This is a genomic window from Paenibacillus sp. LHD-38 (genome assembly GCF_031157315.1).
Taxonomy (GTDB): domain Bacteria; phylum Bacillota; class Bacilli; order Paenibacillales; family Paenibacillaceae; genus Pristimantibacillus.
This window is the reverse complement of the sequence record NZ_JAVIFU010000008.1, coordinates 15,911-28,799: the sequence shown is the minus strand read 5'-3', so window position 1 is coordinate 28,799 and position 12,889 is coordinate 15,911. Positions and strand designations below refer to the sequence as shown.

9 protein-coding genes are annotated in these 12,889 nt (G+C 46.8%); 2 read left to right on the top strand and 7 right to left on the bottom strand.

Annotation, left to right across the window (positions count from 1 at the left end; genetic code table 11):
* Window positions 1–75: 75 nt before the first annotated feature.
* The gene (locus RCO25_RS08880; protein ID WP_308995788.1) at window positions 76–1,122 is read right to left on the bottom strand and encodes a GGDEF domain-containing protein; all 1,047 of its coding nucleotides are present in this window, start codon (window positions 1,120–1,122) and stop codon (window positions 76–78) included.
* 359 nt (window positions 1,123–1,481) lie between these two features.
* Window positions 1,482–2,432, bottom strand: coding sequence for a helix-turn-helix transcriptional regulator (locus tag RCO25_RS08875; protein WP_308995787.1), 951 nt, complete (start codon window positions 2,430–2,432; stop codon window positions 1,482–1,484).
* 124 nt (window positions 2,433–2,556) lie between these two features.
* On the opposite strand from RCO25_RS08875, the gene RCO25_RS08870 reads away from it, so the two are divergent.
* Window positions 2,557–3,279, top strand: coding sequence for an alpha/beta fold hydrolase (locus RCO25_RS08870; RefSeq protein ID WP_308995786.1), 723 nt, complete (start codon window positions 2,557–2,559; stop codon window positions 3,277–3,279).
* Window positions 3,280–3,327: 48 nt separating this feature from the next.
* Here RCO25_RS08870 and RCO25_RS08865 read toward each other — a convergent pair whose 3' ends face one another.
* From RCO25_RS08865 to RCO25_RS08850, 4 genes are all read right to left on the bottom strand, one after another.
* The gene (locus RCO25_RS08865; protein WP_308995785.1) at window positions 3,328–4,947 is read right to left on the bottom strand and encodes a response regulator transcription factor; all 1,620 of its coding nucleotides are present in this window, start codon (window positions 4,945–4,947) and stop codon (window positions 3,328–3,330) included.
* A 5-nt stretch (window positions 4,948–4,952) separates the two neighbouring features.
* Window positions 4,953–6,737, bottom strand: a complete 1,785-nt coding sequence (locus RCO25_RS08860) for a cache domain-containing sensor histidine kinase (protein ID WP_308995784.1) — start codon at window positions 6,735–6,737, stop codon at window positions 4,953–4,955.
* A gap of 30 nt (window positions 6,738–6,767) precedes the next feature.
* The gene (locus RCO25_RS08855; RefSeq protein ID WP_308995783.1) at window positions 6,768–8,105 is read right to left on the bottom strand and encodes an ABC transporter substrate-binding protein; all 1,338 of its coding nucleotides are present in this window, start codon (window positions 8,103–8,105) and stop codon (window positions 6,768–6,770) included.
* 182 nt (window positions 8,106–8,287) lie between these two features.
* On the bottom strand, window positions 8,288–9,556 hold the full coding sequence (locus RCO25_RS08850; protein WP_308995782.1) for an MFS transporter: 1,269 nt from the start codon (window positions 9,554–9,556) through the stop codon (window positions 8,288–8,290).
* A gap of 1,114 nt (window positions 9,557–10,670) precedes the next feature.
* Here RCO25_RS08850 and RCO25_RS08845 point away from each other — a divergent pair.
* The gene (locus RCO25_RS08845; RefSeq protein WP_308995781.1) at window positions 10,671–11,285 is read left to right on the top strand and encodes a 3'-5' exonuclease; all 615 of its coding nucleotides are present in this window, start codon (window positions 10,671–10,673) and stop codon (window positions 11,283–11,285) included.
* Here the strand turns inward: RCO25_RS08845 and melA are convergent.
* A complete protein-coding gene (gene melA, locus RCO25_RS08840) occupies window positions 11,282–12,778 on the bottom strand; it encodes an alpha-glucosidase/alpha-galactosidase (RefSeq protein WP_308995780.1) in 1,497 nt (498 codons plus the stop codon). The two genes, RCO25_RS08845 and melA, sit on opposite strands and share 4 nt — an antisense overlap.
* Between the last annotated feature and the right edge of the window lie 111 nt (window positions 12,779–12,889).

The following is a 12,889-nucleotide window of genomic DNA, read 5'->3' as shown; positions in this document are numbered from 1 at the left end:
ACGCACAAAAAAACCGACTTCAGCGTATCTCGCTAACGTCGGTTTCAAGTGTTATTAAATTAAGATCATAACCAATCAGCCCAGCAATGTGGCCTGTATCCGTGCGGCACCGTTGCGGCCATTGTCCTTCGCATCATACAAGGCTCTGTCGCACACCTTGTAAAGCGCCTCAAGCTTTGTTTGCTCGTTCGGAATAAGGGTTACTACACCAAGACTAATGGAAAGCGAGCTTGTCATTCCCGGTATGTGAATCTGCATGGTCGTCTGTCTAAAAGACTCCACCAGACGGTCTGCCTCGCTCTCATTCGCCCCTGGCAGCAATATAGCAAACTCGTCGCCGCCATACCTGCTGAAGGAATCTGTTCCTCTTAGCTGAGAACCGATATGCTTCGCCAGCTGCTGCAAGGCTCGGTCTCCGATGTGATGTCCGTAGGTATCGTTGATTTTTTTGAAATGATCGATGTCGAACAACACCAAGGAAAGATGCTTTTGTTTTTTGGCGTGCTCGGCTATAACTTGCTTGGACAACGACACGAAAGTTCTCCGATTTAAAACACCAGTCAAATCATCGTAGTTCGCCAGCCGTACGAGCTCTTGATCGACCTGTTCCTTCAAAAGCAGCACAAAACCGATATTGCCGATAAACATGATCAAAAAAAGCGCTAGGAAGGAAAACGTCTGATACATGCCCGGCGTAAACATGCCAATGGTTTGGTCGGACAGCAAGGCGACGATCGCTCTCCCAATAAGTGAAACAATCGTAGAGATATAGAGCAGACCCATGATCTTCATAATATAGGATGCAGCTTTGGATCGAATCATTAAGTATGCCGGAACGACCATAAAGAGCGCTGTTCCAATCGAGGCTGCCGCGATTCTAATATTTTCGTGATTATTAAAAATAATAACAAGATGGTAACCGACGATCGCGCCAAGGATCAAGGCAGCATAAAGCATTTTTGTAGAGCGATGAAACGCCTGCTGCAGCTTCAGCATCGCGACCGTTTCAAGCGCAAATCCAATAAATAGCAAGGAATTGGCTATCGACATCGTGTACACATCCGGAACTCCATTGCGTACAACGATCAACATCCAAGCAAAGCCTTGGGTACATTTAGCCAACAAGAACCTGCTCAAGATATGATCTTTGGTTTGCGTACGCCAGTAAGCGCTAATAAGCAAGACTGAAAATAGATGGCCTAATACAATTAAAATCATAACCGTCTTCATGTCTAGAAACATTGTCATGCAGAACACCAACTTTTACAGAAAATAACTAATTTCTTTGATTATACTGGATCATCATTTATTTTTCATTTATTTTATTGCATTAACTAATCGAAACTCTAGTGGGTTTTTTTACGCTTCCCATTTTTAGATGCGAATTTTACCATTTAGTTACACTTAATTGAAATTCATTACCAAGAGAGACTGCCGCTTACATTTCATCACTCCTATTTTAAGTTTCGCATGCATTGCTTTCATCTTGATTGCTCATACAGCAAATGCATTGCTTTCATTTTTTGTTTGATCTGCGCAACTGCCTCAGTCGGCCCCATAATTCTGACGTCCTCCCCGAGCGCCCAGATCAACTCTACATAAAAATGCAGATCCTCCGCGGCAATCTGAACAGCAGCCGTGCCTGTGCCATCTTCATTGCGTTTTATAAATGGCGCAAACCGTGTATTGGTATCCAGCTGCCATATTCCTTTTTCCGTTAACTCCAGCAGGAGCACGGTTTGCTCCAGCTGATCCTTTTCAGGCTTATCTAGCAGCGTCTGCCGTTCGATATCCTCCCGGCTTTCCATCGCTGGATTTATGATTGCCGAAAGCATCCGGTCAGCCCTGAACTGTCTCATTTCCTTCCGCAGAAAACAATACGCCGGACAATACCAGTAACCCGAGCTTGCGTAAAGCCCGACGGGTTGAATATTTCGCTCCTGCACTCCTTTGCTCGAGCGATATCGGATCGTCACAATGCTGCGATCCATTATCGCATGCAGAAGCGTCTGGAGAATGTCAGGCGACATCTGGCGGTACGGGCTGTAGATCGCTATCCTATTTTTCAACCGTTCGATTCGACATTTCACATCGGCTGGCAAATAGTGAAAAAATTTATGAAGCGCAGAGCTAGCTCCATCTCCAAACGGCAAGGAGCCGAAATACTCCAAGGATTGGCACGCAAAAAAAATCGCGACCGCCTCGCCTTCCGTAAAGCTGATCGGCGGAAGCATTCTCTCTTGCAGCAGCCTGTAGCCACCGCCTCTTCCTTGAACCGAATAGACGGGAACCCCAAGCTCGCTGAGCTCCAGCAAATCCCTTGTAATCGTGCGGCTGGAAACGCCTAATTCATCGGCAAGCTCCTGCACGGTAAAAGCTTTTCTCGCATTGACCATCATCATTAATTGGAAAAGTCGCTGTGATTTTTGCAAGAGCATCACCTCTCTCTGTAGCTTTATTTTAGCTTATCTTTTAAATAAGACAATAATTGTCTTGTTTAAATGATAAGCTAAATTTGCGATCCAATCAGGAATAATCATATTGGGGGAATAAAACATGAACAATCATGCCTATGCGCAAGAAAAAACAGGTTTTGTATTTATCCATGGAGCTGGTTTGAATAGAGAAATCTGGAGCAAAGTGCTAGAAGGCTTCGGGCATCCTTATTTATTGATTGATTTTCCGAACCGGGAAGAACAACGGGGAGAGCTTGCTTTAGCGGATTACGTCATGCACATAAAAAAACAAATCGATGAATGGGGGACACGGAGGGTTATTATCGTGGCACATTCCTTAGGCGGTGTACTTTCGCTTAAACTGGCAGCCGAGCTGAACGATCGTTTGGCAGGCTTTGTCGCTGTTGGAGCGGTCATTCCAAAGAAAGGCGGCTCCTTCTTATCTGTTCTCCCCCTGCCAAAGCGAATACTGATGTCTCTGATTCTGCGCAAAATGGGAACGAAGCCTCCCGAGTCTGCCATCCGTACAGGATTATGCAATGACCTCACAGATGAGCAGGCGTCCAAGATTGTAATTACGTTCAAACCCGAGTCCGTTCGTGTCTATACGGATCGGGCTGATGCGCCTGCTCCAGCTGTGCCGAAGCTGTACGTGAAGCTAAGCAAGGATAAAGAGCTCAGTCCCTCCTTGCAAAATAAAATGATCTCGCATTTTGCACCGCAGTCGGTGCAAAGCCTGGATACCGGACATTTGCCCATGCTTAGTGATCCAGCCGGGCTGCGTCTTTTGCTGCTGAATTTCATCGCTCGCATTGAGACCTAACACTAACCTTGCTAATCATGCGCCATGAAATTCCGAACGTGATCAGTTTCAAGCTTTCGTATGATGACGTTCCCGATATTCCTTTGGGCTGAGGCCATAATACTTTTTGAAGGACGTACTGAAATAGCTCGAGCTTGAAATTCCGACTAGCATGGCAATATCGGTCAATTTAAGATCGCTTTGCGCGAGCAGCTCACCTGCTTTTTTCATGCGCAAGCTTGTTACATACTCACTGAACGTCACGCCGACATGCTGCTTGAACAGCCCGGACAAATACGTTTCATTGAGATGGAACATCCCCGCGAGCGAAGCCAATGTAAGCTCATAGGCGAAATTATCATCTACGTATTTTTGAATGGTCTTAACAATAGACTGCCCGCTGGAGCTCCGGGTCTTTAGCGCTTCATTCATAACCAGCCGCGCAAGCTCCTCCAGCTGCTCCAATATTTGCTCCCGGGAATGGAAATCACCGATTGTCATCTGGCAATCCCAGAGCCGCTTCTGGAGCACCGCTTCTCCTGCCTCATACTTCTTCGCAATCGAATGAAAGAGAAGCAATATGCGCGATGCGATAAAGGTAAAGGAAAACATCGGGAAATCGACCCCGCGCGGAACAACGCGCTCGATCAGCGCCGAATAGGCTTTGAAATCACCATTTTCGATGGACACGACCAGCTGCCTCTCCAGCTCCGGCGAGAATGCGGCGATCAAATCCTGCACCTGCTGATTGCCCGGTCTATTCGTTCCATGAATGGTGCTTTGGCTCCATGAAAGCATACTTGAGGAATATCCATTTTTAAATTGACGGATTCCAATAACCGTTTCCCCTACTCCAATAACAGAGTCGAGCCTCAAATACTTTTGGATATTCGTTCTGATTTGGCGAACCAGACGATCCGTTAAATCAGATCCGTCAATTCCTCGGGAGGAAGCTTCCACCAGAAAATGCATCATGGAAGGATGGCTCGCGTCGTAGAAAGGATATACGCCCGTATACATGCTCGCCGTTTCTCTGCAAAGCATTTGGAACGCCATATGGAGCAGATCGATATGATCCCGCTCTTCGCCCAGCCTGCCGGCCGGCACCCGCATTTCTACAGCCACAAAACGGACGTGAAGCCGCTCATCGATAAATGCTGACAGCTGCAGCTGCTCCAGCCGTTCTTTTATGATCAGCAGGCTGTAGAAATCCTCTTTGACCATCCGAAGCAGCATTTGCTCCTGCATGACGAGCAGTTGTTCTTTTCTCTGCCGCTGCTCGGCATGCTGCAGCTGCTCGTCTGTTTGCTGAGCAGCAATTTCAGTAGAGAGCTTCTCGAGCAGAGTAACCAGCTCTCTGCGGCCCACTGGCTTAAGCAGATAGTCTTTGACGCCGGCCTGTATCGCTGCCTGCATATAGGTGTAATCCGAATAACCGGATAAGACGACAATTTTGAGAGACGGATATAATTGTTTACAAGCATTAATGAGTCCGATACCATCCATCTGCGGCATCCTTATATCAGTCAGGAGTACATCAGGAAGACGTCTTCCCTGCAAGAGGCTCAAAGCCTCCTCGCCGTTCGACGCTTCAGCCGCGATATGGAATCCTGATGCCTGCCAATCAATTTTTGCTTTTATGCTGTTCCTAACACCTGCTTCATCATCAACGATCATTATGCTGTACACGTCTCTCACCCCTTTACTGCGGGAATGCTGATTCGGATCTCCGTTCCTTCTCCGCGTTTTGAATTAATGCTGACCTTTAGCTGTTCCCCATAATACAATCTACAGCGCGATAATACATTCCTCAGCCCGATGCTGTCCCCGCCGCTGTTCAGAATGTCTACGGAATCGGTGCTGATCAGCTCTCTCATCAAATGGTCAACTAATTCAGCGTCCATTCCGATCCCGTTATCTGCCACGACCATGTGCAGCCTGTCCTCTTCGGTTTTGACGCGAAGGGAAATTTTCGCTACGCCGCTTTCCTCCAAGCTGTATTTAACAGCATTCTCCACAATCGGCTGTAATATAAACTTTGCGATAAGCAGCGTATTGGAAGCCAAATCTTCTTCAATCTCTACATGAAGCCTTTCCTCGTAACGCAGCTGGAGAATAAACAGATAATCGCGAATATAGTTCATCTCTTCTTTTACTTTAACCAAATCACTGTTTAAATTTAAAGAGTAACGCATCATTTGGCCGAGAGCTTCCGTCGCATCCATCAATACATCATTTTTTTTCATGGCAGCTAGGCCGCTAATAATTTCTAAAGTGTTATTAAAAAAATGCGGATTGATTTGCAGGAGCAGCGCTTTGTATTCCGCATTTTTGCGCCGGAGATTAGTCTCGAACTCCGTCTCGATTAGAAAACGCAAACGCGTCGTCATATTCTCGAACACTCTGGTTACATAACCAACCTCGCTGTGCCCTGTACGGACCGCCGGCATCATGCTGAAGGCCTGCGCGAATTCTCCCCGCTCGACATGCTTCATTGCTCTAGCCATCGATGTAAGCGGCCGTGTAATCCCCGAAGAGAGCCAATAGGCGACAAGAATAATAAGCAGCAGCAATATCAGGCTTATAAAAAGCATCGTACGGCGAATTTGCTCGATCTTCACGAAAAGCTCCTTCTCGGGAACCTCTCCGATAACATACCAGTCCTGCTCTTCGAAATAACGATAAAATAGCAAATACGTTTCTGCGTCTCTCCTAATCGGAAAAACGCCGCTTGTATCATAACCCTTTGCTGCTTTAATCTCCGCAAGACCCGACGATAATATCATCAGGCTATCCTCCGGAAGCTGTTGATCCAGCACGCTGGTGCCATCAGAAGTGAGCAAAAAAGCTCTGCCCGTTTTGCCGAATTTAATTTTCACGATTGCATCACGCAGTACCGAGGTCGGGTAATTGATTTTCACAAAACCTGATTTCGTAAAAGATTGCAGCTGTACCAAAGGAAGCATATAGCTGTTCACCAGTCTGGCTTTCATAATGGTATCTGCTTGATCAGGATCGGAATGCGCTTCCGTCCAGCGCTTGTCCTCCTCTAGAAAGCGAGTATACCAATCCTGTTCCAAATACGTTCGATCCTGCGTCCATACGCCGCCTCCGAAATCAGAAAAAACACCGATTGATATTCCGCTGGAATTGTTTATCGAATAAGACGAAACATATTCCATAAGCCTCTGTTTCGCAAGAAGACGTTCCTCTACGCTGCTGTCAGGACTCATTTGAGCCGTAATCCATTCCTGCGTCACGCGGTTGCTCATGACTTGATTGCCGATTTCTTCAACCTGTGTCATCGAGGTATTGACATGCGATCCAAATTGTTCAATCGTCTGCGACGTCGAGGTTTCAATAGACTGCTTGATAAGCTTGGTCGATTCTTCGCTTAGAACGAACACAAGCGTTATAAACGGAACAATAAGAAGTAAGGAGAAAGCCGCCATCAGCCGGCTTCTAAGCGAGAAAAACATTGGCAGCCCCCTCATATTTTACTGGCATCATTATTTCGATAGCGCAATTGAATCGGCATAAGCCTTATCGATCGTGCCGATCGCGGCTTGGATCGCCTCGTCCAGATCACGCTTCTCGAGCGTTACTTGCTCGAATAAATTTTTGACTGCCTCAGAAACCTGCGGAAACACCGGCGTAATCGGGCGAGGCCTGCCGTACTTTTGGTTTTGGATGACAAAAATATTTTTCGGATACTCGTTCAGCTCCGTAAACTCCTTGGCAACAGAATATCTCGCTGGAATATCCCTTGTAATGCTGGTATACAGCTTCAAGCCATCATAGCTTGTCATCCAATTCACAAACATCCAAGCTTCCTCCGGATATTTGCTTTTCGATGAAATTCCAAGTCCCCAGCTGCCATTTGCTACAGCTTGCCTCGTTCCCTTCGGCAGCGGGGCAACGTCATAGTCCACGCCGAGTTTAAAATCCGGGAAATTTTCAGCTAAATGCGCGAGAGACCATGTTCCGTCGATGGTAATGCCTAGCTTGCGGTTCGGAAACGCATCGACAGGATATTCAAAAGAAGCCACTTTGTATTTGGTGAACAGCTCCGTATAGAACAGCAATGCCTGCTTCGTTTCCGGTGAGTCCAGATAGCCTTTCGCCGAGGTTCCTTCCGGATTCATCACCTCTCCGCCGAACTGCCAAATGATCGGATATTTGAAATAAGCGGTTGCTCCAGCATTTTGAAAGCCCTGTGCAGGGTCGATGCCATAAATCCCCCGGCTGGGGTCATTGATTTTTTTGGCAGCGCCCAGCACCTGCTCCCAGGTCCAAGCCTCATCTGGATTACGCGAGGGCAGCGGGATTCCGGCAGCCTCGAACATTTTTTTATTATAAAACATCGCGATCGATGATTCTGTCATTGGAGCCAAATAAATATTTTGCCGATAAGTGTAGCCGTCTATTGTCGTTTGCGGGATATCCTCGATATGACCGTCACGCTGAAAACGATCCGTTAAGGGCAAAAGTGCGCCTGCCTCGGCATAGGAAGCAAGGTTCGGAGCATCGATGGCCATTATGTCCGGCGGGTTACCGGCGGCTACAGAGGTTCGAAGCTTCGTATCATAATCGCTATAGGGGAATGGCATCATTTGTATTCGAATCGAAGGATTCTTCTCCATGAACGCTGCAATCAATTGATCATAAGCGGCATTTTCCGCTTTGTTTCCGGAATTTCTCCAAAAAGTAAGCGTTACCGTTTTTGTAATTTCAGCATGGTCAGCCTCTTCATGAATAGAAGGGTCTCCGCCGCCTCTCATACAGCCCGTCAACAGCAGCATTCCTAGCGTAATCATGAGATAGATGGTATGATATTTCCTCTGCACGGATAAACTCCCCTTTGCTTTTTTACATTCGTCCGCAAGTATTCATCCATTCAGAATAACAGATTCTACAGCATGAGTACTTATAATTTTTTCTGTATTTAAGTTTAAATATTCTCTGGTCTCTTGCTGCAAACGCAAAAAAAAAACCTCAGCCCTTATTCCACATGGCTGAGGTTAACCCATTATGATTTTAATTGCTCTTGCTCCGCGCTCTGTTTCTCATTAATTAACAGCACCGATACATATTGCAGCACGGCCATGCTGAACAGCACAACCGGCATCCATACCGATTCCAAATCCTTAGCAAGAAAGATAAGCAAGCTAATGGAGAGCACCCTTCCCGCGTTAAGAAAAAGTTCCCGCATGACGACGGATTCTACGCGCAGCTGGCCTTTGAGCGGCAGTGTGCCGATCAATCGGTAATAATAAGAGGTAAGCGTATTGACTGCAAGCGGATTGCAAATCGAGAACAAGATCATAAATAAGGCGACAGACCAAAAATCCACTTGGATAAGCAGCAATGACGATCCTAACGCGACGCCCGTTGTAGAAAGCAGCACGTATTTGCGAACCTGCTCTTTTTGCGCTTTCCTTGAGATGACATAACCGGTAGCAACGGTCAGAGAGGAGAAAAACACACCCAAATATCCGACCCAATCCTCGCGGCCAACCGTTTGATAAAGCATGATATTAGGCAAAAACAGCATAATGCCTTGGAATAGGCCGAGCACAAAAAAACTAAACAACGCCTTCATCCAGCGTCGGTTCTTGTTCATGACAAGCCCCATAAATTTTAAATAATACGCTTTGTGATGAGATGGAATCATCGGTATACGGAAGCTGACAATCGCGGCGATCAAGAACATGATAAACGCCAGCATGAAAATAAATACGTAGCCCGTCAGACCCTCGCTGCGCTGAATGATGAACCCCGCAAGTGCCGGCCCGGCAAGCCCGGACGCGTTAAATACGATCATGTTGATTGCAAGAAAACGTATGCGGTTCGCTTCAGTTGAGACATCGTATTGAATAACTAAGTAGCCGGTCCAATACAGCCCCGCGGCAATCCCGTTGAAAATAGCAAACATTATGTAATATTGCGCGACATGCTCCTGGGCAATAACGACCATCAAATAAAAGATGGCAATCATTACGATTCCTAACCGGTAGGTAACCATTCGGTCACGGCGCTTGGCAATCCAGCCTCCCAGCGCAAATGCCGGCGGCGTCAGCAGGAATACGATAATGTTATAAATCCCGTTGACCATCAAATCCTGCGTTAACCGCCATAAATATAAATTTAGAAACAAGCCTGACATGGATGCGCCGAACTGAAAGCAGCAATGAATGAGCAGTGCCGTAACGGCATCCTTGCTGAGTTTGCTTTCAGGAGAAAGCGGCGCACCTTTAAAAAGGTTTAATCTGGTCCAAAAACTCGTCCCATTCCGCATTTGCTGCATCCCCCGTTGTACATCAACTCGATAACGCTTTCTTTTTATTCATTTTATCATATCGATACAGTATTCCCTTTCAGCAAGAAAGCGCTCTCTTCCTCAAAATAGTCACTAGCCTCCCATATGGGAAGCTCTAGGAAACCTATTCTTTGTTTTAGTTCATTGTTCTCGCGATTAAGGTTACAGCCTCGACTTGAAAACGCTGGACGAAACGAAATTCGTGCATAAAGCCAACAAAAATTAACAAATGGATGTACTAAGACAATTAGGATTGGATTTGTTCGGTACCTCGAATCAAAGTTGAAATAAATGAAGCCATTGGATTGGCAGGATTTTCACCGGCCTTCAGACACCTCTTTTCGAATAGCAACCGATTCATTAATCACACACTACAGCTACTGCATCGAAAAGGAGGGAATTCACAATGGCAAAGCAGCAAGGTCATGCTACAAAAAACACAACGACAAAAACATCCGATAAAAAAGGAAACGCTTCTGGCAACAACCACTAACGCCGCAGTTTAAGGATAAGTCCATATGCCAAAGAGACGGCCAGGAAGGCTTTTCACCTAACTGTGCCGTCTCTTAAGACTGCTGTAGCGTTGTTGCTCTTGAATCGCATGAGGTCTACTGCACTTTCTACAATAGAAAGCTTACATGACATTCAGTTCAAAGACCTACATTGCAGAAAATACATCAGAAATACCCTCCTAGACGGAGAAATTAACTGATTCCGCGAAATCTATTGCAGAAACTGCAATGTAACCAGAAAATTTACTCTCGAGCAGGGTTTAGATTGTAAAAACTACAGCGCAGCAATAGGTTCTCTTCATTTTAGATGATTTTACTTAGGTTTCGGCATAGAAAAGCAGCTTGAGCTTGTGTTCGAATGTATATTTAACTGCTGCATAGCGCCAATATAAATGGCACTGTTTTGCATAAGTCCATTCCTTAACTTCAGTAAAAAAGAGACTGGTTCGGCGAAAGGCATACAGCCATTTCCGGAACCAGTCTCTTTTTTCAAGCGCGAAATAAAAGGTTATTTATCACCTTTAGCGAATAATAAGCATAAGGAACTCTAACTTATTACTAGAAAAAGTGGTGAAACAGCTATGACTGCACATTCTTATACCGTCATTGATTTTGAAACGAGCGGACTTGATCCGAAGAAGGACCGTGTCATAGAGATGGCGGCTATCCGCTGCGTCAACGGCGAAATTGCAAGTGAATTCAGCACGCTGGTTCGATATGACGGCAAGCTTTCGGCCAAAATAACCGAACTGACCGGTATCACCGATGAAATGACGGCTACCGGAATGGATGAGGATACCGCATTTCGTATTTTGAACCGCATGCTCGGGGACAACGTTCTGATCGCCCACAATGCCGCCTTCGATCTCGGATTCCTGCATCATTCCCTGCTTCGGATCGCTGGCAGGTCTTTTTCGAACAGCTTCATCGACACGCTGACCATCAGCCGTGCACGCCATGTTTATCCTCACACCCTTAAGGATATGTCGGATCGATACGGCATCCCGCTCATCGGCGGCCATAGAGCTTTAAATGATGTCATCGCCTGCTGGGAAATATTCCGCAAGATGGACGAAGAGCAGCCAGTTGAAGACTATATGAACACGCTTGGTTACCTTAAGAAGTTCGGACCGCCTGCATGGAGTCCTCCCGGCGCCGTTCTCGAACCTATTGAACTGAAATATGCCCCGCGTTAAACGCGTTCCTTCCCTTTATCCGATTCGCCTGCATTCTTATTCGCAGCCTCCCGGTCCTGCTGCATTTCCTCAACCGTCTTCACCTTCAGACGCGCTGCGCCTTCGTATTCACGCGTAGGAAGCAGAGGCCCTTCCGTTAGGCGCTTTTTAGCTGCTGCGATAGAATCAGTATATTGCGGCAGCCACTGCTCCTGCGCCACAAGCATTTCATCGACCATTTGCCAAATTTCATTCGGATTGCAAACGGCACCGACAAGCGGATCCATCATAAAAGCTTGACGCAACAGCTTATCGTCGCCGTGGATCGCCGCTTCAACCGCTAGGCGTTGAACAGATATGCTAACGTTGCACACAGCTGCAGCTCCAAGCGGCAGCTCGCCTACCGTCGGCATGGAGATCCCGTTGCGATCCACATAGCCTGGCGCCTCGATGATGGCATCATTAGGCAGATTCGCGATGACTCCCTGGTTCTCAACGTTAAAATGACCGCGGTAAACTCGTCCCGTTTCCAAACCTTCGATAATGTAAGAGCCGTGCTCATGACTGCGGAGCTCGCTTTTGAATTCATTTGCCGGATCCTTCATCCAGTTAGGGAAATCCGTCTCAAACCAATTTCTTCCTTCCGTGCATACACGCAAATATCCGCCTGTCTCGCCGTTAATCCAAGAGCTCATATCGATCCAATCGTTAATCTCTTCCGGACGCTTGCGGTACCACGGCACATATTCGCTCAAATGGCCGTTTGATTCGGTGCTGTAATAACCGAAGCGGCGAAGCATATCGATACGCACCTTCTCAGTGCGGCTAAAGTCCGGATGCTTCTCGAATGCTTCCAGCAGCTTGCCTGTCAAATCTTCGCCTTTGTGCTTGATTTGGATATACCAGGTTTGGTGGTTGATACCCGCGCAAATAATATCGACTTCCTCCTGCTTAAGACCAAAGGCCTCGGCAATTTGCCAATGTCCGCCCTGTACCCCATGACATAAACCAATCGTTCGCACGTTGCCATATTTATTGCAAGCCCATGTCATCATCGCCATAGGGTTAGCATAGTTGAGCAGGAGTACATCGTCCGCCGCCACCTCGCGAATATCGCGGCAAATGTTCATCATCTCCGCAATACCCCGCTGGCCGTACATAATGCCGCCGGCACTCAGCGTATCGCCTACGCACTGGTCAACGCCGTATTTGAGGGGAATATCCACGTCTGTTGCAAATGCCTCAAGACCCCCGACGCGGATTGTACAAATTACGTACTTCGCATCCTTCAATGCCTCGCGGCGATCCGTAGTCGATTGGATCGCTATCGAAAGACCGTTCTCGTGAATATCGCGCTGGCAAAGCGCCGTAACCATTTCAAGGTTATGCGCATTGATATCGGTAAACGCAACCTCGATGTTTTGGAATTCAGGAACAGCAAGCAAATCTCGCAGCAAGCCGCGCGTGAATCCAATCGAGCCCGCGCCTATAAATGTAATTTTAATAGCAGACATGCCAATCAGCCTCCAATTATCGTCTAATAGATTCGTTTAATCTCCTCTATATTTTAGCAACGATATTTCGGAAGCGTTATCAAAATAGTGACCATCTGTGTTTATTAGTGT

Coding starts and splice junctions, on each gene's coding strand:
- RCO25_RS08845 (WP_308995781.1), top strand. CDS start 10,671: ATGACTGCACATTCTTATACCGTCATTGATTTTGAAACGAGCGGACTT.
- RCO25_RS08860 (WP_308995784.1), bottom strand. CDS start 6,737: ATGTTTTTCTCGCTTAGAAGCCGGCTGATGGCGGCTTTCTCCTTACTT.
- melA (WP_308995780.1), bottom strand. CDS start 12,778: ATGTCTGCTATTAAAATTACATTTATAGGCGCGGGCTCGATTGGATTC.
- RCO25_RS08870 (WP_308995786.1), top strand. CDS start 2,557: ATGAACAATCATGCCTATGCGCAAGAAAAAACAGGTTTTGTATTTATC.
- RCO25_RS08850 (WP_308995782.1), bottom strand. CDS start 9,556: ATGCGGAATGGGACGAGTTTTTGGACCAGATTAAACCTTTTTAAAGGT.